General features: G+C 53.5%; 6 protein-coding genes (1 of these 6 running past the window's edge). All 6 read right to left on the reverse strand.

The window, feature by feature from the left end:
- On the reverse strand, window positions 1-22027 hold the 5' portion of the coding sequence (locus VOY09_RS14255) for a calcium-binding protein (protein WP_323811288.1). The gene continues 25667 nt to the left of window position 1, outside the view; 22027 of the gene's 47694 nt are visible here — the first part of the coding sequence; the start codon lies at window positions 22025-22027; the stop codon falls past the left edge of the window.
- Window positions 22028-22595: 568 nt separating this feature from the next.
- Window positions 22596-23060, reverse strand: coding sequence for an OmpA family protein (locus VOY09_RS14260; protein WP_322894713.1), 465 nt, complete (start codon window positions 23058-23060; stop codon window positions 22596-22598).
- A gap of 2 nt (window positions 23061-23062) precedes the next feature.
- Window positions 23063-24067 (reverse strand): OmpA family protein, encoded by a 1005-nt coding sequence (locus tag VOY09_RS14265; RefSeq protein ID WP_322894712.1) that lies wholly within the window; start codon window positions 24065-24067, stop codon window positions 23063-23065.
- A 51-nt stretch (window positions 24068-24118) separates the two neighbouring features.
- Window positions 24119-24691 carry a hypothetical protein gene (locus tag VOY09_RS14270; protein WP_322894711.1) on the reverse strand — a complete coding sequence of 191 codons (573 nt, stop codon included), beginning with the start codon at window positions 24689-24691 and terminating at the stop codon, window positions 24119-24121.
- 19 nt (window positions 24692-24710) lie between these two features.
- The gene (locus tag VOY09_RS14275; protein ID WP_322894710.1) at window positions 24711-25271 is read right to left on the reverse strand and encodes a hypothetical protein; all 561 of its coding nucleotides are present in this window, start codon (window positions 25269-25271) and stop codon (window positions 24711-24713) included.
- A gap of 313 nt (window positions 25272-25584) precedes the next feature.
- Window positions 25585-26454 (reverse strand): hypothetical protein, encoded by an 870-nt coding sequence (locus VOY09_RS14280; RefSeq protein ID WP_322894709.1) that lies wholly within the window; start codon window positions 26452-26454, stop codon window positions 25585-25587.
- Window positions 26455-26989 lie beyond the last annotated feature (535 nt).

Genomic DNA, 26989 nt, shown 5'->3' on the forward strand with positions numbered 1-26989 from the left:
TGTTAATCGCAACGGAAGCACCGATTGAGACAGCGATACCGAAGGCACCATTAGCGAGCGAAACCGCTGTGGCTGATGTGATGGCATGGATACGGCTCTGATCATCCGCCAGCACTTCGAGGCTGCGCGCAGTGACATCGCTCTTTAGCACAGTTGCATAAACATCAGATGCAATCCGGTTGGTGACACCAACACCAACGCCCACAACACCAACACCAAAAGCACCACCTGCAACCGCAACGGCACCCGCAGTCGTCACCGCTTTAATGTCATTTACGCTTTGCGCATCAACTTTGACATCACGCGCCGCAGTGATGACCGCATCCTCGATCCTTGCTTCAACCAGCATGCCGGAGCGCTCTGTGGATACCTGACGCCACAGGTTGGGATTACTGTAATCTACCCAATCAAGCCGTAACTTGCCACCAGCGCTGATGCGTATGACATCCTCACTGCCTGTCTCATCAAGGATCAAATCCCAGCTATGGTTAGCCTCATCGGTAACTTTGAGCACTCCGTTGATCAAAGTGCTTTCCAGCGAGCCCTGAACCTCCTGACCCGCTTGAACCAGAATATCGTGCAAAACCGCAAGATTGCCGGATTTTGCATCCTCAAAGCGCGCATCACTTGCAGAGATGATCCCAAGTCCGTTGGCATTAAGCGGAGCGCTGCCGATATATTCATAAACGGCAGAGGGTTTTCCGAAGGCATCACGCACCAGGACTGTATTACCGGGATTGATCTGGTTGGGACGACCTGTCTGGTTGAATGTTCTGGAGACAGAACCGGAAACCGGGGCATAGCCTATCTCGTTGCGGGCGACACCAATGCCAATCCCTGCAGCACCACCAGTACCACCAACAGCGACCGCAAGTGAATCAGTTGCCAAAACCGCTTGTATCCTGGCAGTGGATTCTGCCTCAACAATCACATCTTGCGCAGAGTCAACTTCAAAGCCAACAATCCGTGCGGCCGCAGAAATGGCACCACCCAAAATACGGTTAGTTGCGCCTGCACCCGCACCCGAGATTGCAACCCCGACAGCCGCAGCAGAGACAGACAGAGAGCTTGCAGTCGCAACTGCGAATATCTTTGCCATGTCCTGAGCGCGCACCGTCACATCACCCAAACCAGTGGTGCCGACCTTACCATAGCCATTCGCAGTATTTGCAATCTCTGCAATCGTAGTGCTTGAGATTTCATTTTGAGCGGTATTGACCGCGATTGACACTGCGACGCCCACAGCACCCGCTGCAAAGCTCAGAGAAGCCGCTGTTGCCACAGCATCGATCCGCGACCGGCTATCTGCCGATACCAGAACCGATCTCGCTGCAATATCACTACCCGCACCAACAATAGCTGCACTTGTATGCATCCCGATACGGTTTTCGACTCCCACACCAGAACCAGCAACGGCAACACCAACAATCCCACCAGCCAGTGCCGCGGACCCTGCAAATACCACAGCAGTAATTGACTGCTCTGTTTCAGCATTCACCGATACAGAACCGCCTGACAGATTGATGACACTATCCCCGATCTCAGCACGCACCAAGCCCTCACCAGAGGCGATATCTCCACCAATTTGGTTCAACGCTGTAGCAGCACCAATACTCACACCAACCCCGACCTTACCAACACCCAAAGCCAGGGAGGTGCTTAGAACGGTAGATATTATCTGGGAGGCATTCAGCGCTTCGACCCGCACATTGCCTTGCGACACACTTGTACCGGTTGTTCTGCCCTCAACCATAGCATTCCGCAGTGAGGCTTGGGTCGAGGATGTTACGGTATTGACAGAAACCGCACCCGCTCCGGCAAGCGCAACACCAACTAGACCACCGCCAACAGCGATTGCTGCCGCTTGTGTAACTGCCAGTATATTCGGCCGCACAGCAGTCAGTGATCCTCCCTCAGAGCCTAATTTCCAGGTCTGCTGGGCAGCATCGACGACAATCCAGCTCAGACCAGACTCAACGATCTGGACACGCAGATCTCCGGTGACAGTCTCACCCCGAGCAATCAGTCCTGTACGAAGAGCATCAAGAGTGTTCACACCAAGCTGACGTGCAACACCAAAGGCGACAATTGCTCCATCGGCATCAAGCTCAGCCTCGACACGCCAGACAAGACTTCCGTCACTTACCTGCCAGATCAGACCGGCATCGATCACGGTCTGAGTGAAGCCAGCCAAGGCACCGGCTGGTGAGCCTGCACCCAACAAAGCATCACGTAAATCTCCAAGATCAATCGAGCCATCTCCAGACAGGCCGATATCGCCTGCCTCAAATTCCAGCAGCTCAACCCTGCTTGCCTCATCAAGCGCCTCCGGGCTCAGTCCAGCAAAAGCGGATAGATCTTCACTTCCAGGTGTCGCATTGGACAATGCGCGCACCCGCAGTGCATCCCCGCTCAGACCATCAAGCGCAATCCGCGATCCAGCATCTTCCCCATCAACAAGGGCAACAACATCCGTATCGACATTGTTAATTGCGACCGCTGAGCTGATTGAGATCGCAACCCCAACCTTGCCAAGTCCAACCGAGATGGCGTTTGCAGCAGTCAGAGCTGAAATGCTGCTCTGATCATTGGCGAGAATATCAAGACTACGCGCAGAAATATCACTCTCAAGCACGGTTGCGTAAACATTAGACGCAATTCTATTGTTGACGCCAACCCCAACAGCAGCAACGCCAACACCCACAGCGCCGCCACCGACGGCAACAGCACCAGCTGACGTGGTCGCAAGAATTGAACTACGGCTCAGGGCTGAGACTGAAACATCGCCCAGCACGTTGAGGGATGATCGATCGATTGTCGCCTCAACAAGCATTCCTGAACGTTGGGTTGAAACCTGAGCCCAGAGTGCTGGATTGCTATAATCCATCCAATCAAGACGGAGTTTAGCACCATCCACGATACGAATGATGTCTTCACTACCGGTTTCATCAAGAGCCAATGTCCAGCTAGTGCTACCAGCTGAAACGACACCCACCCCATTCAGGACAGTCCCAGTCAAGTTGCCCTGAACCTCCTGACCTGCTTGAATCAGCAGATCACGTATAGCCGAAAGGTCGCCACCGCTTGCAGCGGCAAAGAGATCAGTATCGCTCGCTTTAACAATCCCAAGGCCATTGGCGTTAAGGGGAGTGCCTCCGATATATTGATAAACAGCTGCAGGGCGGCCCCAGAGATCACGCACTAGGACCGTCTCCCCAGAGACAATCTGTTCGATGCGCGCATCTTGCGTATATGTCGTATTTGTATTGCCAGAGACCGGTGCATAACCAATCTCATTCAGCGCGACACCGACCCCTATTGCAGCCCCAACACCGACCTTACCAACACCTATCGCTGCAGATAAAGTCGCGAGAATTGCATCAATAGAGGCAAGTGATTTTGCATCCACCGTCACGGAGCCCGCGATGATATCATAGCCGATTATCCGTGCCGCTGCCGAAACAGATCCGCCAAGAATGCGGTTTGTCGCTCCAGCGCCTGCACCAGATACAGCAACACCAACAGATCCGCCCGCGAAAGACAGCGCACTTGCTGTCGCAACAGAGAAAATCCAAGACGTATCTAAGGCCTGGACCAGCACATCGCCAGCGCCAAGATGCGCAATGCTTGAAGCTTGGTTAGGCGACACAAACTCAGCAATAGTGGTGCTTGAGATCGTATTATTCGCAGCTGAAGCAGCAATAGATACGGCAACACCGACTTTTCCAAGCGCCAGGCTAAGTGAAACAGCCCCGGCCGATGACAGGATCAGCGCTGTATCTGTCGCTGTGACGGATATTTGAGACTGGTCTCCTGCTGACAGCACTGACAGCCCATCAGGGTCAGTTAGATCGCGGCGCCCTGCTTTAATATCTGTGGCTGAGATCGCAGCATAGGTATGTGCGCCAATCTCGTTATAGGCACCAACCCCGGAGCCCGAAAGAGCCACACCAACCTTGCCCCCTGCTATCGCCGCGGCCCCCGCAAATACAGATGTGACAATCGTCTGGGTATTGAGGGCGTCTACCACAAGGTCAACATCCTGCACACGCAAAGTGCTCTGGGTGATGCTTGCTGATACGCGCCCCAGCTCAGCGCTGTTGCGCAAGGAAACCAATGCACCAAACCCAGTATCGCCGATAAAGTTGCGCGCATCCGCTGCACCAATGGCAACACCAACCCCAACCGAGCCAATCCCGACAGAGAGGGATGTTGCAAGAACTGCGGAATTGATCCTTGCATCGTTTTCTGCAACGACCCTGATCCCGACGCGTTCACCGCGCGGCGCGTTGTCTTGTGCCAATACTTGCAAATCAGTTTGCGTGACGAGAGCATGCGCAGAAGAGGTCACCGCGTTGATAGCAATTGACCCGGCGCCTGCGACGGCCACACCGACCTTACCACCACCCACAGCAAATGACATCGCCGTAGAAACAGCATTGATGGTCATCCGGCGCGCAATATTGACGAAAGTCTCACCAACTCCCTCAATAAATGTCGGATCACGGGAGATCTGCCAGGAACGGCCCGCCTCATCTACAATAGCCCATCTCTGACCAGCTTCGATGACTTCGACACGCACCTGACCTGCATAAACTTCACCTGCCGTATCGAAGGCAGCAGCAATATCTTGCAGTACATCGGGACGCAAAAGGCGGGCAGCCTGAAATTCCAGCTTACCATCCGCATCCAACGCAGCTTCGACAATCCAGCTGTAAACTCCGTCAGTCACACGCCAGACAGCATTCTCTTCAAGGGTTACAGAACCCAGGCTACCAACAGTGAAACCGGATTCTGAACCTGTGCGCGCTTCTTCTACAAGCCGCTCTTCTGCCTGTAATGCCTGGCGCAATGCGACCAGACCTGCGGGTAAGAGATCTCCGTCACTATCAACCAGGAAAGCCGCATTATCCTCAGCTTCAAATGAGATCAGAACAGTCTGAGCGGCCTGATCAAGATCCTGAGCTGAAACGTCAATCTGTGAGGCAACCTGATCAATCTCAGGAACCCCGGAATATGCCTCAACAATCAGCGCATTGCCTGTATCGGCCCACAGCGCGATATTACCACCCTTGACCAAAGCAGAGGTATCATTGTCAACAATATTGACCGCAACAGAAGCCCCAAGCGAGACCGATATACCGACCTTGCCAATACCGGCCGAAATCGCCAACGCAGAAGCAACCGAGTTGATACCACTATCATCGCGCGACAGGACAGACAGTCTTGCTGCAACAATGTCAGAGTTTTCAACACGTGCTGATGTATCGACTGCAATCCGATTACTCAGCCCAACACCAGCACCGGCAGCGGCAACACCGACCTTGCCCGCAGCCACTGCAACAGCTCCAGCAATTGTTACCGCATTGATTTGCTGTAAATTTGTCGCCGAGACAGAAATATTGCCAGTCAGCCCGACATCAATGGTGCCAGGCGCATTTGCAATCACTGCCTCTACCTTCGCTCCACTACGCTCAAGGCCTACACGCCTCCAAAGACTGACATCCTCGTAATCAAGCGCATTCAGATCAAACAACGCACCATCAACGATCTCGATGGTCTGATCATCAGCATTATACGCAAGTTCCCAGATCCGATTGGCTGTATCGGTCAGTCTCCAGCGCTCATTCGCGGTCAGAACCTCAATTGTCAGATCACCAGAGACAGGCTGAAGAGCCTGCTGCAAGAGATCGGAAATATCCTCGAGCTGTTGCGCATTCGCGCCAACGCCAGCATTCAAAGCCTCGTTGACTTGGGTCAGGCTGATTTCGCGCAGTGCCGTCCCAGCAGCACCACCTGTCTCGGCACCACCAGTCCCAATCAGCTCCAATGGGCCCTGCACCAAGGTCTCAGGACCAATATATTGGTAGATATCCCCTGGACGTCCAAAGATGTCGCTGAGCTGAACTGTTTGGCCAGTCGCGATCGTGTCAGTTTCAACACTGCGCGCATCCCAGGTATTTGCAGGGATCGTGCCAGCTCCATAGCCGATTTCATTGCGTGCAATCGCAGTCCCGATCGCTGCACCAACCCCAGTTTTACCCACTGCTACAGCCGCAGACGCTGCCACAACCCGTGCGTCAATCTCTCCCTCAGCGCGCGCGGTGACATTCACCCCTTGTGCGCGCAATGCCGTTCCTGAGATCCGCGCCGCAGCAAAGCTTCCGTCTGCTCCAGGCAGGATCCGGTTGATTGCAACAGCACCAGCACCAGAGACTGCTACACCCACCTTACCGATGCCAGCCGCAAGTGAGGCCGCGGTCGCAACCACATTGATACTGGCGCGATCAAGCGCATTAACAGAGATCGTGCTGATCTGTGGATCAGCCAGGTCCCGGCCTATTCCCGATGCAATCCCAACAATTTCGGCAATTGTGCTGCTCTGGATCTCATTGAGCGCAACCGACGCCCCGATCGCAATCCCAATCCCTGTTTTCCCAAAGGCCGCTGCTAGCGATACCGACAAGGCCGTTGCCGTGATTTGCGCAGTATTCTGCGCATCTACCAGTATGGCGTCCGCAGCGTAGGATGGATCTGTAAGGTTTGTTAACCCACCATCAATCAGAGCATGTGTGCTGATCGAGATTTCATTGCGCACACCGACCCCTGAGCCAGAGACAGCCACGCCCGATTTACCGCCCGCAATTGCGGCGGCACCGGCAAATGCCATCGCCCGGATGGATTGTTTCGAGAAGGCCTTCACCTCGAGATCGCCAGCAGTGGAGACCACACGGCTGTCACTGATTGCGGCTTTGACGAATTGTGTACCACTTGCACCAGTGATCTCGTTAAGTACCACTGTAACGCCAAGCGCCACACCAACACCCGACTTGCCAAGACCGAGCGCGGCTGAAGCAGCCACGGCAGTACTCGAAATACTAGCCTCACTGACAGCGTGTACACTCACATTTCCTGCGAGCTGTAGGTTGCTTTGTGAGATTTCAGCGGTCGCGCCACTGGATATACGGTTGGTCACGCCAACACCGGCGCCCGAAATTGCCGCGGCACTTTTACCAACCGCAACACTCAGAGAGGCTGCAACTCCCAGAACAGAGATCGTATCAAGCCGGCTATTCAGATTATCGCCCTGCAGGCTCAGAGTGAAAACACGACCCTGATCATCTGTCAGAACCCAGCCATCACCCGTATCGGCACGTGCAAGCCTCAGAGCATCGTTATAGACACCGATCTTGCCGCCAGCTTCTTCATAAACCAGCCAACTTTGTCCAGCCTCATCACTGATCCTCCAAGCAGAGAAAGGATCCCCTTCTGCGGGGTCCATCAATAACTCAACTGAGAATGAGCCTGTAAAAGATACACCCGCAAATGCAGATTGAAGCAATCTTTGTGCTTCGGTGACCTGACTCGCCAGATCCGCCTGCTCTGCATCAATGAGCGTTTGTTCAGCGTTATCTAGAATAAGCGCATCAAGTGCCGTTCTGTCCGGCCCTTCAGACAGGATCGCAAGAACGTCGCGGATTGTTGCATTGCGGTCTTTGAGATTGACGATCGGATTATAGGCCCCGATCTGCTCAGAACCTGACAAGCCAGAATTGAGGGCTGCAATCAGATTATTCCAGATCAGAGTCCTAGCCGCCCAAGCATCAGGATCAATCTCGACTTCTTCACCCTCACTGCCAGCAACTTCGCGCAGTTTCAGTTCTGTAGCTTCCTGCAGCTTTTGATCTGTCAGATCTGGAGTGGTCACATCAAATGATGAAGGAGGACGTACCAGAGCCTCAACTTTGATATCACCGCCAATGCCAGAACCCGAAGTTGTCACCCGCTCAAGCTTCGCAGTGACTGGATTGGATACCTCATTGAGAGCAACAGAAATGCCAACAGCGATTGCAGTTGCACCCTGCGAACTGAAAGCAGCAGCCGCAGCTGCCCCGATCACCCGGCTACGAATAGCCGCATTATCTTCAGCTAGAACTTCCAGATCGGCCGCTGTGAAAACTGCACCGACATCAATCATCTTTGCGGATGCGCCTGCGCGGATCACATTGCGAGACGCGGAACCTGCGCCTGCTACGGACAAAGAGCCCTTCTTGGAACCAGACAGAGCAAGGCTGGCAGCTGCTGCCGAGGACAGAATGACCTGTGCAGAGTCGGCCAAGACTGAAATGCCACCATCGATCGAACGAATAGAAGTTACATCACGGATCTCTGCCAGAACAACAGCTGGCGTATCCTGAAGATCAATCCGCTCCCACTCAGCAGGATCGGCATAATCTTCCAGCTCAAAATCAATAGCGCCAGTCTTACCTGACCCGATATAGCGATAAACAGAACCGGACATCGGGTGCTCACCCACAATCCGTACAGTCTGACCAGTAACCAATGCGGCCTGCAGAGGATCACTGCTTTCATAGGTAGTGGTTGCAGTATAGTTACTGACGGCGCCAATTATATTCTCAGCAACAGCCACACCGATACCAAAGGCTTTCGATTGGCCCAGAGACAAGCTGACAGACGCTGCAATATTAAGAACATCGGCACTAATGCTGGCCGCATTTGATGCCGAGACAGTGATATCGCCCTTAGCAGTCAGAGTGCCTACATTGGTGATCAGAGCACTGACAGAACCCGTGATTTCGTTAAGTGCAATGGTGCCACCGCCCGCAACAGAGGCTGCAGGCTTGTCCTTCAAAGATAAGGCAAACGAGACAGCCACACTGCGGGATACCGAACGAATTTCGGCCTGCCGGTTGGCTGTGACAGAGATATAACCCTGTTCGCCAATGAGTGAAGACAGGTTGCCGATCTGAGCCAGGACTGTGGATGCGATCTTGTTACGTGCAAAATTTGCGCCAAGACTGACTGCCGTGACATCTCCAGAGCCTGCAGTCACTGCAACAGATGTCGCAAAAACCTCTGCATCAATCTGCGAGATATCCTGAGCACTGACAATAATGTTCCCATTCTGGGCGATAACCTTCGCATTATCGTCGCCCGAAACCCTCGCAGTGACATCACCGTCAATTTCATTGCGCCCGTAAAGCGCTCCGACTGCGACAGATTTCTGGGCACCACTCCCGCCTGTGACATCTGCCGCAATACTTACTGCACTCGAAGCCAACTTGGCCGAAATTTTAGCTGTGGATTGTGCAGCGACCTCGAGCGTACCCCCAATCGTGTGCGGCTCAAGATCATCGCGGGCGCGGACAATCAGCGCGGCCTCTGTGTTGCTCTTAATCCGGTTGAGCGCAATAACAGGCGCAACCGTGATTGAATTCTGGGCTTGGTTCTGCTGTCCACCCTCGGTTTCCGAACTTGGTGCTTTTACCTGAAGCGCGAGCGCAGAGCTCGAAATACGCGCTGCAACGTTTCCATCCCATTCAGAGAGGATCCGAAGGTCGCCGGAGATCGCCAAGACTGAGTCTCTGATCTGAGCAAGGGTTGCCATCCCAGGCGCACCACCCAGATCGGTTCCCGCAAAGGTATCGGCAATGTTAAAGAGCAAATTGGTCGGCGCATAACCGATTGTATTGAAAGCGAGAACAACACCTACCGATGTTGAGGCCTGTACCTCACTGCGCACATCGGCAATGATAGTCGCCTCGCTCTGCGCCTTTATATCCAGATGCGCACCAGCACCAGTCGTGGTCACAGCACTATCAATGATTTCTGATGTCGTTCCGCCCATGATTGTGTTGGTGGCGATAACGACATTTACCCCTGTATCATCTGCACTGACGACACTGCGATCATCTGCAAGTACTTGTGCTGATTGCACAGCACTGACCAGAGCAGGCCCGTTAATCGTTGCTTGGACGCGATCTACGATTGCCTGCACATCGGATCGCAGATCATTGCGGACTACGAGCCCACCAAAACCGGCACCCTTACCGTTCGTCCCAGCGACTGTCTCACCCGCAACTGCTGCCAGTTCGACAATCTGATTGAGATCGACTTCCCACCAACGGGCTGCATTTGAAAAATCTTCTTGCCCAAGATCGACACTGGTCGTCTCTGTTCCGAGGAAGATATATATCTTACCCGCTTTGCCGGACACTTCACGCCAGAGAGTTGAATCAGCATAGTTTTGGCGGTCAAGCCGCGTATTCTTCAAAGGCTCTGAGCCAAAATATTCATATGTGCTCCCGGCCTTGCCGCCAGCAATATCCCAATCGAGAGTAACTCGATCACGAGCTGACAAAGTCGCAGGTCGGTCAAAAATCGTGTAACCGTTTTCACCAATGCGAACACGGTCCCCGAAGTTAAGAGCACGCGTTCCAGAGAAATCAGTATAAGTCTGACCAAAGAATCCAGCGAAAGCGCGAATGGCCAGAGCCAACTCACCCTCATCACCGGTTTCAGCCGCAAGGCGCGCACGTGACAGGATCTGGCTTTCATCCGTAGCCTGAACCGAGAGGCTGCCTGCAGATAAAACACTCTTGGCGGTGTCAGGCGTTGTATGGTGGATCTGTGCGTAGCTTGTGGTCGAGACCATATTGCTTGCCAGCGCAAAACCAACCGCAGTTGCACTCGCATCCGCATTGGCCTTGTCGCTCAAAGCTGCTTCACTCTCGTTGCTGAGGTCAGCCACAATACGGGCGATGGACTGCGCCGAGACATCTACCATTCCGCCAGCGGAGATTGTCGAATTGCGTATTTCAGCCCGAGTCGAGGCAGGTCTTTCCGTGCCAATATTGGTACCGATCAGGGCATCAATAGTACCAAAGAGGACATTTTGCGCTTCCCAGCCGATCGTATTGAAAGCAAGGGTGACATTGACTGCTGTGCCGTCTGAGCCGATGCTGCTTGCGTTGCGGGCCAATATCTCGGAGCTGTTTTCTGCAACAACATCAAGATCACCAGTGACAATAATTGTACTGTCCAAGATCAGTGCCTCAGAGTGAGACAGGATCAGGTTTGTTGCAATAATTCCACCGGCTGCAAGACTTCCGTCCGCTCCCGAGGATTGGGCTTTTGCCTTCGCATCAAGATTTGCCGTTATGATGGCATTTTCGCGTGCAGTGACACTTAAACCGGCCGCATTGATAACAGCACCTTCAATCAGTGCATTTGCCCCAGATCGGATATCATTGCGCACAACAAGTCCGCCGATTGCAGTTCCACCTGTGTTGGCAGGCAGGGCTTCAGAGGTATCAACAGCTCCAACACCTTCAGGGGTTACTGCCTCCAGCAGTTTACCCTCAAGATCTCCGCTGAAACTGATTGTCCAACTTCCAGCTGACGCTCCAGGTGTGACGGATATCTCAATCCCCTGACTTTCCAGGGTAGGCCCCCCCTCGCGAGCGATGGCTGCTTCGAGCGCAGTTTTTATTTGTGTCGCATTTGCCGACTTATCCAAATCTGCAGTCTGATAGCTCATATCATTGAGCTGAACATTCAACTTGAACTTTGCATTTGCTGGCTGTGTGATCCGGTAGACTGGACCCTCTGGCGTACGACCACCAAGCTCTTTTGATGTTTCAACTGTAATGCCAGCCGCCTCAGCAGCCGCCTCAGCAGCTGCTGTCAAAGCAGCTTTCAGGGTCGGTAGGCTCTGATCTGCAAGTTCCTCCTTGAAAGAAACCGAATAGCGCGTCTCTGCCCCAGATGAGTCAACCGTGACATCGACATTGTTTTCACCAAGCGTTTTCTGCAGAGCCGCACGAATCAGCTCTGCCTGATCGGCAGCAGTGTAAACACCACCACCCTGACGGATCTCGTGGGCGCGCGCGACGAAAGTGGTGCTGGCACCGACAGTTTGCAGAGAAACTAGTGGTTGAGCTTCACCGGCGACACCTGTGCCTTTGAACAGAAAATCAAATGCCCAACCCGCGCTGGAAGCATCCTCATTAAAGGTAACTTCAACAGCATCTGACGAAAACCAAGTGTCCATCTGGCTCTGCAACAGATCCTGGAACAGTGAAAGATTATCTTCATCTGTCGCGAACGGATCATCATCGCCAAACTGAAGGCTAGCCACGCGATCGCCGATTTTGAGGCTAACCTGCTGGCCAAGATCGTTGAAATCAAACAAGATATTCAGTCGCTGCAAAGCATTCGTACTCGAACCAATTGGCAGTAAAGTAATTGGATCTGTAAGCTTGTCACCAAGATTGAGTGTAAACTGCGGAAGCCCCAAAGTAGAGTCACCAGTGAAAGCAGCCTGATCTGCAAAGTCGATCAAAATTGACTGCTCTTCGGAAACCCCTGGCTTGGATGCTGCAACCTGACTTACCGCGGGTGCTGCTACAGGTGTGTCTGAACCCGCCGCCGGCGAAGTAAATGGAAGAGTAAACCCAAGACCATTCAGCAGTGATATTGCACTCTCGATAGCTGCACGCACCTCAGGATCATTGAACTCAGCCGGGGTGATGTCACCAAAATTGATAGGTGGCAGGACGAAGCTCTCGCTTCTGTCAGGGTCGATCAAAAATGCGACCAGCTCTGCCGGGAAAATCTCCGCATAGATCTTGGTCAGATCGATGACCAGTGCTGATTGCCCATCAATATCTCTCGCCGAGAACAAACCTGCTGGCAAACCAGGAATGTCACCGAGTGCTGTGATAGCCGCGCTGAGTGGCAGTTGGTCATCTACGGTCTGGCCTATGATGGACAACATCAGCTGAGGATCTGTCAGAACAAGTTCTTTGGGCACAAAGCGGACAAACTCCGAGAGCCTATCGGTGACAGAGTCCAAGAGCTTGTCTGCAAAACTATTAACGAACCCGTCAAGAACACTCGATAAGCCAGCTTCGAGCGCAGAGCTGTCGATGATACTACCAGCCTCAATGCCAAGCGAGATTGCGCCAGACCAATAACCCTCTGGCCGTGTCTCACCAAAGAGTTCCAAATCGAGATCGACTGGCTCCAATCCCGTGAAAACAACCGGCGCAAGTGAGCTATCAATCAAGAACGCGAAGTTCTGCGGTATAACGTCCGACAGGTTAACGACCAGCGGACCACCAGAAGCGCCGCTCAGGGTCAGCTCTACCGGCTGATCAAAAAGAGTTATGCGAAGACTAAGAGGATCAACCTCGAGACTTGGAGGGATGAAGGCGAAAAGAGGGAGAAGATCATCTATACCTGCGGTCAGGACATCAATCTGCGTAGCCGTATCCCAATAATTGGCATCACGTACCTGCTCAAACAGAACAGTATCCAAATTGATTGTGACTGTTTCGGTAAAGGTGCGGGTTGCGGTTCCGATCAGATAATGGAGTTCAGCAGGCAAAAGATCTGACGTTTCAAAAGTAACATTCTGACCCAGGTTGAAGATGACCGGCTTACCCAAGAAGGTCAGCTGAGCCTGAACCGAACCCTCAAATACGAACTGCGATGGCAGGAAATCCGACGGCAGTTCACTAAGTTCGGCAGGTAAACCGTCGATGTTAGCAAAAATATTATAGCTCAGATCGGGAATTGCGGAACTAGTATTGCCGGTCAGAAGGGCGTTTAGCACCTCAGAAAGAGGTTTATCGTCCCAGCCAAAATTGAACTCGACCCCGTAAACGACATTCCTGCTATCAGGCAAGGTAAGTGAACCTGCTTCGATACGCATCGCATAGCTCGGAAGAACCACGGCCTCATCGCCAATAAAGATCTCATAGCTCAGCTCAGGAAGGAAACCCGATGTGTCTCCCGAGATGAGCTGAGTGATCAGATTGGCAAAGGAAACGTTGCCCCAGCTGAGAGTCAGCTCGGCCCCAAAATTCTTTAACTCACCGTCAACGAAGATCTCTCCAAGTTCAAACTTTTGAGTAACGTCAGAAATTGAGCCTCCGGCGAGATCGATCAGAGCTGCGTTATCCCAATAGTCGGAGGCTCTTGCCGCGATGACGGCCTCATCAAGGAACAGCGCATCAAGATCAAACAGTGCAGCGATTGATGGAACGAAGACTGGCGCGGTATCGCTGACAAAGGCATGCAAATCAGATGGAAGAAGCGAACGGATATCGAAGCTGAGATTAGCTCCGCCTGGACCACCAATCAGGAACTTTACCGGTGTATCAAGCACGGTCAGGCGTAGTTCGACTGGAGGTAAAGAAACTTCGGACGGAATGATCTTGATTAAATCCAGAAGCTGGTCTGCGCCACCTGCCAGATCAAGACGAATAGCCTGATCCCAGTAATCTACAGGCCGCGCTGTCAGATCTGCAGGAGCTAGAAGCGCTGCATCAAGATCGATTTCTGGCAAAGCGCCAAAAGAATAGCTCGCATTGGTATCAATCAGCCAGGCAAGTGAAGAGGGCAGCAGGTCAGATGTTTGAAGAGAAATGCCCCCTGAGCCAAAAAGGAATTCAACTGGTTGGCCCAATACAGTGAGACGCACTACCAGTGGATCGATAGAAATCGCTCCCGGGACAATAGCAACAATATCTCGTAAATCAGACGCGGTCGGCAGATTATTCAAGTTAGAAAAATCTAGCTGCACAGAATCCGGACTATTCCAATAGCCTTCGGGATGATCAACTTCATCACTCACCAGAATTGTGCCCGCGAATTCCGCTCTGGCCAGATTAGTATCAATGAGACTGTGCAATGCGGCAGGGAGAAAATCTCTCGTCTGCAGCGTAATATTGCTACCAAGTGTGGCAACAATTGGAGTCCCCAAAATAGTCAACTGGGCAGTCACATCTCCAGAAAGCTGAATTTCTTCTGGTAAGAAGGCAGCTGCTCCAATCAGATCTTGCTCCGTGACTGCAAGGCCTGTTGAGTTGTATTTTGCAAAGAAATTATAGCTTGCCTTTGGTAAAAAGACCGAACTGTCATTCGCAACCAGAGCCGCCACAAAATCTGTCAGCTCAAGGTCGTCCCAACCAAAGCTAATCTCAACACCATAATCGACCTGCTGACCCGACAGCAGGAAATCACCCAGAACAATTTGCTCTGAATAATTGGGCAGAACTGCAGGGCCATCCCCTAGGAAGACACTATAGCTGATCTCAGGCAGGAAGGCCGAGCTGTCCCCAGCAATAAGAGCAGACACAAAATCGTTCAGCTCACGTTCACCCCAGCTAAACCCAATCTCCACACCGAAGGGCAGATCGCCATCACCAAGATCTACGGTCGATATCGCAAGACGATAGGATTGATCAGGCAGGAACGCAGCGTTGTCCCCAATATAAAAGCCATAGCTCAGGTCAGGGATCAGGGATGTCGCATCCTTAGCCAGGACAGCACTGAGCATATTTGCCAGTGTCAAATCCTGCCAGCCAAAGTTAATCTCAACCCCGTAAGAGAGTTGTTCCCCATTCTGGGCGAGGGTCCCAATCTCGTAACGAAGAGGAAAATTGGGAAGGATTGCGCCAGCAAGATCAATCTGAATGGCAGAATCCCAATAAGTATCAGGACGTGCATCAAGAACGGCTTGATCAAGAAGCTCTGCGTCTAGGTTGATTGCTGGAATATTTGTGATCACCAGAGGATCAGCAGAAGCATCGATAAATTGTGCAAGATTTGGCGCAATCTGAGCTGTGTTCAGCACAATATTACCAGCAGACCCATCACCCAAAATAAACTCAACAGGCTTGCCAAGGAAGGTCATCTGGAGCCGCAGTGGCTCAAGCTCGATGGTGGATGGGATACCCTTGGTTAGGCCGGTCAGATCCCCATCCGAATACAGCCCGTATTGGACATCCGGGATAAAGACTGACCAGTCATCCTCAATCAGAGCTTCTAGGAATTTCTCAAAGCTGGGCTCCTGCCAGCTCAAGCTTATCTCAAGCCCAAATTCAACCTCTTCACCGGCAACAGGAATTGTACCTAGTGGCAAACGGTATTCAAACGCGGGAAGATCGAAGGCCGGTAGCAGAAACTCAAGCTCGAGTTCCGGAAAAGCAAAGCCCAAAGCCTGTCCCAAAGTAAGGTTGAGCACATTACCATTGAGGCTGGCGCCCGGTGCCTGAACAATGGCTGGGTCACGGCTGAGGAAATCCTCGACGGTCAAGCCTTCCCAGCCAGCCGCCAGTTTCACGCCAAGAGCATGATATTCGTCGCCAACAGGCAGGCGAGACAAGATAAGCTCTCGCTCAACCTTAGGCATCGCGCTGTAGAGGAAGGCAAGAATATCGGCCATGAAACCAACTGGTGGCGGAATTTCCTGCCAATAGCGGGTATCTGAATAATTCGCCTCAGCAAGATTAAGACTGACTGGGACTTGCTCGGTTGCAGGACCCATATAGCGATAAATGCGACCAGTTTTTCCACCAGCCTCATGTCCACCAACCACCAGCACCTGGTTGCCAAAAGCAACATCTTGGGTGCCCGTGTCACTGCGGTAATCAACCTTGACATATTCGACCAGCTCGGAGGCTTTCGCTGCGCTCGCGACCAGCTTTGCTTCAGCGAATATCTCTGGCGCATCTTCCGCCTCGACAGTGACCTCCCCGCCAACAAGCACGGTGCCATCAGGGAAAACCAGTTCTGCAAGCGCATCACTGGCTACCATATTTGTCGCTATAACAATGCTGGCGGCCGTCTCACCCGGAACTGCCTCCGCCTCACTTAAAATCTTGGCAGTGATAACAGCGTTCTGTTCTGCCTCAATATTCAGATCGCCGCCCACACGGATACTGGTCGCCGAGATGCGGGCCGCAGCCACAGCTGGATCATCATTGCCAATACCCGTGCCCAAAAGCGCGTCGGTAGAAGCAAAGAGGATATTCAGTGCCTCATATCCAATCGTGTTGAAGGCAAGCGTGACGCCTGCGGCAGCACCATCCTCTGCCTGCATCTGAGCTGTGTTTTCAGCGGCTATTGTTGCCCGGTTGCGGGCAATGACATTCAGATTTCCGCCGACAACTAACCTGCTCTGGTCAATTTCAGCCTTTGCGCTCCCGAGAATGATATTACTTGCGATCAGTCCACTGACCGCAAGGCTCCCTGCCTCCGCTCCGGTATTGGTCGTGTCCTCTGCCGCCTCTGTCTTTGCAGAACCAGACAGATTTGCTGTGACTTTGTTCGCTTGCTCCGCCTGCACGACGAAATTGTCCTGCACCAAAAAGGCAGCGTGGTCCAAGCGGGCAGTGGCATCACCGCGTACATCATTGATCGCCACAGCCAGACCAACGGCTGCCCCGCCAGCACTGCCCGATGACAGTGTTATATTTGCGGAGATTTCGGCAGTGTTTTTGGCGCTCAGTTCGAAGTTTCCGCCAATGTAATCAGATTGCGCAGGCTGGACAGCATGGATGATTTGAACGGACGCATCTGCATTCACCCGGTTGCTGGCAAGAATGACACCAACACCCGCCGACCCACCAGAGCTTTGGGCAGTGTTGGAGATTTCAGCAGTAATCTTTGCACCAGTGCCGTCTTGGCCCGCACGCACTTGCAGGTCCTGACCCACAGCAAGCGTCGTATCGTCAATCAGAACCTCGATGGCAAAAGGATCGGGGGTGCCAATCTGTGTGCCTAATAACGCATCAATCGCGTTGAAAAAGATATTCTGTGGCGCATATCCAATGGTGTTAAACGCCAAAATCACGCCGACGGCCGCTCCATCCGCAGTCGCTTCTGCCGTGTTTTTTGCGCTGATCTGGGCCTGATTATCCGCTATGACAGACAGGTTTCCGCCTGCATCGAGCACTGAACCCGAGATGACGACCGACACATCCCCCAGGATCTGATTGGTCGCGATCAGACCGCCAACGGCAATACCGCCGCCGGAATTTTGAGCGTCGGCGCTTTGAACCTTGTCGCCAGCCGCACTGTCAACTTTTACAATTCCAGACAATGTCGCATCAACACTGCTGACACCGGTCGCCTCGATATTCAAAGCACCATCCGCTCCGACCGTCGCACCTGCGACATTAATCGACGCGCCCGAACGCAGGTCGTTCCTTGCAACCAAGGCAGCAGCGCCCGCAGATCCACCCGATTGCGCATTGACCGACAGGTCCGCATCAATGGAAGCAGCGTCAGACGCCTTAATCGACAGATCACCGCCAGCCCACAGCATGCTTGCGTCATCAACACTGTTAATCTCAACCCGCGTGCGCGAGGCGACCATGTTGCTTGCAAACAAAAGACCAACGGCGGACCCCGTGTCGGATGCAGCAGCAGACGCAAGGATTGCACTCAGCTTTTGTGAATTGCCTGCCTCGACGAACAGATCTCCATCCGCCTCAACGATGCTGTCTTGAACTTTGACGACCGCCTGCGACGGCTGAGCCTCACCAAGCTCTGTCCCCAAAAGGGCATCTACAGATGCGAACAGAATGTTTTGAGGGTCATAGCCAATCGTATTGAAGGCGAGCATTGCACTGACAGCAGTGCCGGTCCCAGCTGCCGCAGCCGTATTTTCGGCAGAAATCTCGCCTCCGTTGTCTGCTAGGAATGAAATATCGCCGCCAGCATCAAGCGCGCTCGCATCCACCAGAATCTCGGCCGCAGACCGGATCGCATTCGTCGCCACGACGCCTGTCAGCGCAAACGATGCGCCTGCCGCAGGCTCTGTACCTTCTTCAGCTTCAGGCTGATTCCCTGCGACACTGGCTGTAATCAAGCCTGCCGACTGCGCAGTGGTGCTGACGTCGTCACCTGCCTTGATTTTTGTCTCTTCGATATCAATGTCAGCCGAGATAGTCAGATCATTGCGGGCAGCGATGCCACCAACTGCAGGGCCGCCTGCGCTCGCGACCTCCAAGTCAACGCGGGCAGAAATGGCCGCAGCCATATTCGCAACCAATGCGACGTCAGTGCCCGCAAAAATACCCTTTCCATTGTCGTCAGACGCTGTGTTCTCGGTCAGGCGAATAGCGGCAGAACCCGCGAGCATATTGCTTGCAAGGACGAAACCAGATGCGGCAGATTCCCCACCGCTTATTGCTGCGGCGGCAACCTCGGCCTCGACCTCAGGCCGCAGATTTGCCTCAAGGCTCAACGCCTGCCCAGCGACCAGACGCGCGCGGCTAACTGAAATCTCTGCCAGTAAAGGCGCGGCTGTCCCAAGATTCGTACCCAAAAGGGAATCAATAGCGTCGAAAAGAATATTCTGCGGCGCATAACCCAGTGTGTTGAAGGCCAGCGTCACACCAATCGCGGCACCACTGTCAGAGAAGGCGACAGCTGTGTTTTTTGCCGTAATCTTTGCCTGATTGTCAGCAAGAACTGACAAGTTCCGGCCCGCGTCAAGCGTCGCATCAGTGATGCTGACTGTCACATCCCCAAGGATCAAGTTCGAAGCGATCAAACCGCCGACGGCAATGCCACCGCCAGGATTTTGACTGTCCGAGCTTTCAACCTTGTCACCAGCCGCGCCATCAACCTTTGTCACACCCGCTAGCTTTGCATCAACTTTGCTGACACCAAGCGCCTCGACGCTAAGCGCACCCGCTGCCGTAACCGTCGCGTCCTCAATTTCAATGTCTGCACCCGCACCCACGTCATTGCGGGCAACAAGACTGCCGACACCAGCCGAACCACCTGTTTCAGCATTGACCGCCAGATCTGCACTGATCGACGCGGCATCAAAAGCTTTGATCGACAGATCGACACCAGAAGCCAGACGCGTCTCGGTCAATATCCGCTTGATGACCACCTGCGTGCGCGATGCAATCATATTGCCCGCGATCAGGAAACCAACCGCCGCGGCAGTTTCAGAAGCGGCGGCTGCCGCAAGGATGGCCCCAAGCGTCTGCCTGTTGTGCGCCTCAACTGACAGGTTACCATCAGCAACAAGGATACTGTCCTGAATATTCACAATAACTTGGGCAGGATCAGCTATACCGAGGCCATTCCCCAGCAAGGTATCGAGTGCTGCGAAAAGAATATTTTGGGGAGTGTAGCCAATCGTATTGAATGCCAGCATCGCGGCGACGGCAGTGCCCGACCCAGTTGCAGCCGCAGTATTCTCAGCTGTAATCTCTCCACTGTTATCTGCAAGGACGGAGATATCGCCGCCAGCATTGAGTGTGCTATCGTCGATATTGACAGAAATGGATGACAACAATGCATTGGTTGCAATCACACCAGTCAGAGCAAATGATGCTCCGTCTTCAGGCTCGGCATCATCATCTGCTTGTGGCTGGATGCCGCTCACCGTCGCGGTGATAACACCAGCATTTGTTGCACTGATTATCAGCGTTCCGGCAGCAGAAATCTCCGCCTCATCCAGCGTGATAGCGGCAGCACTCCGAATATCGTTGCGTGCCACCATGCCGCCCAATGCGGGGCCGCCAACACTGGCCACTTGCATCGAAAGGATTGCCGAAATTTCTGCCGCACTCTCGGCGGCAATCGTCACATGGCTTGCAGAGTCAATATAAGAGAGGCCCGCAAAGCGCTGTGCTTCTGCGTCCTGACGCGCTGCGGTAATTGTGACGTCGGTCGCGTTGTAGATCATGTTGCTGGCAAGAACAAAGCCAGCGCCAAGACCCTCGCTTCCCACTTCGACCGCATTGTCGACTTCAGCAGTGATCCGTCCTTGCAAACGTGCAGCAATCGCGATGTCACCACCGGCAAGAAGCTGGCTATCTTCAATATCGACGCGGGTGACAAGCGGAGCGGCAACACCAAGCGCATCAGACCCCAAGAGTGTGTCAACCGCACCGGCAAAAATATTGGTCGGGGACCAACCCAAAGTATTGATGGCCAGAGCAACACCAGCTGCTACATTCTCGTCGCTTTCGACACCGCCAGAAATTTTGGCGGTCACATTTGTATCGGTGTCGGCAAGAGCGGTAATGCCACCATCCGCGGCATTCAATTTCGCACCACGCAAAAGGACCCTGACGTCAGAAGTGATCTGATTGTGGGCGATCATCCCATTGACGCCCAATTGCGGCATCGCATCCTTTACGTCCTGTCCAAGCCCCTGATAATCGGCAGGATCGACCGGTGTCGCCAGACCGCCCAGATAGGCAATGATCTCGCTGCGGCTTTTGGAAGAAAGATCAATCTCGTCAAAGGCGTCAAGATCCGAGTCCTGAATCTCGATCCGTGTCTCAATGGCCACCTTGTTGAAGGCAAACGCGCCAGTGACAAGAGCATAGCTTGGCGGAGTGTCTGCGGTATCTATCCCAGCTGCGGGCGAAGTTGACATAATGGACAGCGCATCTTCGGCAGCAATGTTTATCGAACCCACAAGAGCCTCGATATGCGTGCCAGAAACATCGACCAAGGCCAGGCTGGACAGATCATGGCTGACCACAAGCCCGCTCGCGCGGAACTGGGTCTGGGTGCGCGCGGTAATATCAATATCGCCATCGCGACTCGTCAGATCAGCACCGACAAAGCGGATCGTCGCGGATTCCACCCCTTCGGCCACTGTCGGCAGGCCGGGCAGATTGATATCACCTAACAGATCGTTGAGAAGAGATTCACCGATAGCCACCTGACCGGTCGTCTCCGCCAGAACAGTGATGAAGGATGCGGCGACGGTCGCACCTTGGTCGAACTCAATTTCAGCAGTGGCGCTTGCGTTGTAGGCCAATGTCGGAACGAGGCTGTCGCTGTAGTTCCGCTCGGTTATGGCTTCAAGCCGCACCTCTCCCCCCGCGACGAGAGCGCCGCCAAGCTTGACGCGCGCTTCCAGATCCGATTGATCCTGTGCCTCGGCACGGGCAACAAAGTGGATCTGGTCAATCGCTTCGACCCGCGAGCCATCCAACAGATGGATGTCTTCGGCACGGATCGTGATGCTGTTGGTGACCTCAAACTGACCGCGCAAGGTGATTTTGTCGTTACCATCCAGACCATCCACCGTCAGATCGAAATCGTGACGATCAAAGCCGGACGCGATCCATTCGATGGTAATCGTGTCATCGTCCGATGTGCCCTTCAGCAGAAGGTCTGTTCCAGTGAACTGGTCAGCGAGAGCCGCACCGTTGATGGTTATGCGCGTTGTTGTATCTGAAGTATGCTCGAACTGAACAACGCTGATCTGTGTGGCGAGCGTGATGGGGTCAGCGCTAAGCAGAATACGCGGTTCCAGGGCTTCAATCTTGTAGCCAAGACCCCGCTTTTCAAGCAGCTTCTGACGGCGGCGCGCTGCACGACGTGCAGCACGGTTCCCTCCCAATCGGGACATAATATTCTTCAAATTGTCATCGAATGGAAAGGACATGAAAAAATCCTAAGGTAAAATATAATAAATCAATTCCCCATGTATAACGTCAGGGCACCCCTTCTGTCCACATGATCATCGCTGTCAGCAATAGTTTCCGGCCCAGTGATCGCGATCACACAGCCAGCACATTGTACAAGTGAACTAGCCACGACATAGGAACGGTCAAAGTTCGCATAATTTCAAAGAAACTCCTCCAAGCATAACGTTAAGCATCCGATAAAAAACACTTTTATCGGATGCCTTGCGACGTTAACGCTGGTCGGATCATTTATTTCAGTGCCAAACGAGACAAATACGCGGCAGTAATTCCGAGCGACTCCTGAGTGGTTGGCACCGGACTTCCATAGACAGCTTTCGAGTTTCACAGCGACTGGATCCGGGTTTCACCGGATCCACCTCAAACCGCCACACAGATAGAACACAGTGAAACTACTGAACTCGCCGATACTTTTCTTAAATCAGTTAAAACTGATCAAACTTGCAGCGATTAAGTTGCAAACTTTATCTCAAACGCAGATCGCTCATCTTGATGGTTCGACAACAGGACCCGAGCGATAAATAACTCTTACGGTACTGTACCGAAAATAATGTCGACACGACGATCAATCGATGGATCGCCGCCCGGAGCTGACATGTTCTCACCGCGTCCTGCGCTGACCTGCTGAATCCGATCACCTCCCACACCCAACTGCATCAACTGCACGCCGACACTCGTTGACCGCAGGGTGTCCAGACGCTGATTCGCATCTGGTGACAAAGCCTCATCCGGTGCCACATGGCCGATAATCCGGGCGAAAGTGTTGTCATATTGCACAAGAAAAGCTGCTGCCTCATTGATCGCAATGTCCGATTCTGCCTGCGGTGTAGCAGAACCTGCATCGAAGAAGACAAAGACAGCTGTCGGAACATCCTGTCCGCTGACATCGATCAGGTTTGATGCAGGTGCGCATGCAGATAGTACCAAGATGGCGAGCAGTCCTGCTGCTCGCTTTGTCTTGATAGCGAATAGATTGGTGGAAAGCTGATACATCATCAATTGCCGAACGTCACACTGCGCGGATCAATCGTGCCATCATCGCTGACGGTTGCCGACACCCCAACACTGCCTGCGCGACCTGTCGCGCCAGCTGACACCGTCGAAGGCGCCTCAGTACTCGTCTCAGACCGTGCTTCGGTCGTCGTGCGTGGCGCCTCCACAGGCCCGGTTTCACCAGAGGCCTCAGCAATACGGTTGCCTCGCCCGTCATCAGAGATTGAGGCCCCACCACGTGAGTCGCCTGAATCGTTGTCATAACCGACCCCAACAACCACGGGCTCTGCTGGCTCAGGCGCGGGTATCACCACTGGTGGCGACGAAACGGAATCAATACATTGCGGATAGCTGGCAGCGAAAGAGACATCGATCACATTGCAGGAAACAGGGACCAACGACACCTGCTTGAGGACCAAATATCCGCTCACTTCCGTGACGACCCGACGGTTACGCTCTTCAGGCAAATCGGTTTGGATGACAGGCTGCGTCTTACCGAAGGAAACAACGCTTTCCAGCCGTTCGGCTCCGATACCTCTGGCGATCAGGTAATTCACAACGGCATCGGCCCGGCGCTTGGCAAGGTCAAAGTTATAATCAAGCGATCCCACAAGATCGGTATGCCCAAATGCCGAAAAGTGCAGCTCGGGATACATTGCAATCCACGCAGCCTGCTGATCCAAGATCGCGCGCGCATCGGGACGCAGTTCGTCGCGGTCAAAATCGAAATTCGTCACAGTCGGAACTTCGCGATTGAACCGTTCGTTCAGATCGATCAGATCCTGTGACATGCGCCCGACTTGTGCGGGGTCCCGAATAACGGTTTCGCAGCCAGACACTGACGAGCGATAACGCTCTTGAATACGCTGACACGGCACACCGGCCGGTACGGTCACACCTTGGTTAAGAACGAATGTCGGGTCCGTCATTGAATCATTGGTCTGGGTCTCGCAGGCAGACAATAATACAGCCGATGCGGCCATGGAAAATACAAAGCGAGTGATCACAATCTGCTCCTGTTTTAATAGACGCCAACTGGCAATAATACGGCCCGACGTTCAGGGTTGGGTGTCGATTTGTGCAAAAAATCCGCCAAGTGGCGTCACAAAACCAGGAAAAAATACTGGCTGCGGCACGATGAAAATGGGATCGACTTGAACCAGGTCCGGAAATTCGACCTGCGGTCCATCGTAAAGCGATCCGGTTTGTAAAAAATTGATGGATATATCTTCGTTACGGTCTTCAAGGTGGTCGAACAATGCCTCGGTACGCAGCCGCATCAGGGATGCGTATTCCTCAATAAATTGCGCTTGGCTTTCCCTGATCTGCGTGAAACGCTCCCCAAGAAACCCAGCGTCCTGACCAGACACGGGCCCTGCTTGATTGCCAAGTAACATCAGATTATCCAGTGACTGCCTACTTTCTTGCACCGCTTGGTCGACAAACAGGCGGTTCTCCTCAAGCGCCTGGTCCACCACGGATGCAGATGCGGCAAATTGCAATGTCGCGCTCTGGACATCTTGAGCCGCTGCCACAGTCGCGCAAGGCAATGATACAGTGACAGTCAACAGTAAAGAAACAACCCGCTGACGGGATACACGATAACCCTTTGATGTCGAAACCAGCATCATTCGCCTCCCCATTCGCTGTTCAGCGCACGCGTATCGTGCATCCACGTGCTGCGACCAGCTCACGGAACTGCGTGGTTGCATTGGCAGGTACGACCGCCACGCAATTTTCCGACATGGCCGCTCGGACGGGTGCCTGTGTGACTGACGGTTGCACAGGCGCAGCACGGCTGACTTGCGGCGCTGGCTGTTGAGCAACACGCTGCATACGACCAGGCTGGGTGGTATCGTAACCAAGCGCCTGAAACGCGGGTGCAAGAAATTCGTCCTGCATCATCAACGCGATCGCCACCCGCTTCAGTTCATTTGCCTCGACCTCGGGCATATGCTGGGACACGCCGACGAGTGTCTGCACCCAGTTCCTGCGCTGACAGGCCTCGTCTTCATAAGACCGACCACCGCCGATTGCGAAACCCGGTCCCGACGCCGAAAGACCGCCAGACGACCCCATGCAGGGCCCACCAGCGAAGGATGGCAGGTTCGGTCCGGGTGGCGTGTTCCGCCCACCGCCATTCGAGAAATCAAACACGTTGCCGCCGGATTGCGAGCGGGCGTCGTTCTGTGGACTTGCGGTCAGATCCACATTGGTATCAGTTTGGACATTATTACTGTCTAGCCCCTGCGCTGACACTGCTGCAGGCGTCGCAGACAGAAATGCTGCCGATACCATTGTGGCAAATACATATCGCCAAGTCTTTTCAATTGCCGGACCGGTGATGAAAATACGCTTGATCAATACGTACATGGATTCCTCCAAAGTCTTTGTGGAAATGCAAAACAAAATATACGGATTAATCTAATGAATATCTTGAAAAAAGCAACGTCGGACGCGAAATTCGGACCGCCGGAAAACATGCCTGCCCCCGGCAATACCGGGGGCAGGCACGAAGTTTAGCTTATGGCAGTGGCACCGGGGTTGTGAAGAAACCACCGACCTGAGACAGGCTTGGTGTCGCGGTCGCACCGAATGTTGTGCCCTGACCGAAGAAACCGCCGGTTGATGCGGTGACCAGCACAGAACCCTGGCCAGCGCTCGACACGTTCAGGTCGATCGTCTCATTTGTCAGTGTGCTGGTGCTGAGGAAGCCTGCGCCACCGTCGGTGAAGTCTTCAATGCTCGTAGCGGTAAGATCCACGCCATCATCGCCAGCAGACACCAGACCGGTTGAACCAAACGACACACCTGCGTTGTTTTCACCGATATCAAGCGCCTGCGCGCCAGCAAACAGCGAACCTTGGCCGAGCAGCTGGATCGTGTTCATTGTCTGGAACTGACCAACCAGCGACCCTTGTGCCGATGTTTCGGACGAAGCAGAACCAGAGCTCAGCACACCAGCATTGTTCGCAGTGCCTGCACGAGAAGCATCGGCAGAAGCTGTACCCACGACGCCTGTGCCGCCCAGCGATTCACCCTGCGCAATCACGTTGCCGACGCCGACGAGCGCAGCAGCAGTGTTTACATCACGATTAAAGTCGAAAGTGGTGACCATCGAAGATCCCGACTCTGGAATACCGTCAGAGACACCGGCCTGTGCGCCGCTGAGCACAGTGATCGAGGCGTCACCACGGCTCAGCACGACGGATGCCTGACCGACGCCATTGACCTGCGCCTGACCACCGGTCAGGAAGCCTGTGTCGCCCTGCAGGGCGCCCTGAACGCTTGCAGTGAAGCTCTGTGTTTCTGTCGTTTCCTGCGCGAATGCAGCGACCGATCCCATCAAAAGCCCAATAGCAGCCACGGGCATAGCAATATAAAGCGTTTTCATTTCTGTCCTCCAAAGACATGCGCCGGAAAAGCCGGCAAAATAATTTTTTTGGTACCGATAATCTTCGGCACCCTGTTACGGCCCGGCACAAATAACACCACGACACAAGCGTTTCGGTCACATGAAACTAACCACACGTCAAGTTTTGTTTTGCAAAACTTTGCCAAAAAAACAGTTTTCAGCAACATTGTTGCACTTCAACGTCTGTTCCAGCGTACTCGTAAAATCCACTATGAGCAGTTGACCCGAAATCGCATGACGCGTCCCATATACAACGACTCATTCAGCAAATCTGCCTGAAGCCGGTCGCCATGCTGCGTCCTCAGGCTATCCGAATCAATCCGACGTGACGGCTGCACGCAGCCCCTGCCATTTTTGCAGCGATCTTCGGCACGCCCAGCTCGAAAAGGCCTCTCAATAATTGATTCGGATAGTAGCTGGTTGGAAAGATGCCGCATCATCGTAATAATTCGTCATGCGGAAGCGGCTTTTGTCAGTGACGACATGGCACAACATTAACTTTTGTGGTAAGGTT

Source organism: Yoonia sp. 67-2 (assembly GCF_035117555.1).
Classification (GTDB): Bacteria; Pseudomonadota; Alphaproteobacteria; order Rhodobacterales; family Rhodobacteraceae; genus Yoonia.

Coding starts and splice junctions, on each gene's coding strand:
- VOY09_RS14280 (WP_322894709.1), bottom strand. CDS start 26,454: ATGAAAACGCTTTATATTGCTATGCCCGTGGCTGCTATTGGGCTTTTG.
- VOY09_RS14260 (WP_322894713.1), bottom strand. CDS start 23,060: ATGTATCAGCTTTCCACCAATCTATTCGCTATCAAGACAAAGCGAGCA.
- VOY09_RS14270 (WP_322894711.1), bottom strand. CDS start 24,691: ATGATGCTGGTTTCGACATCAAAGGGTTATCGTGTATCCCGTCAGCGG.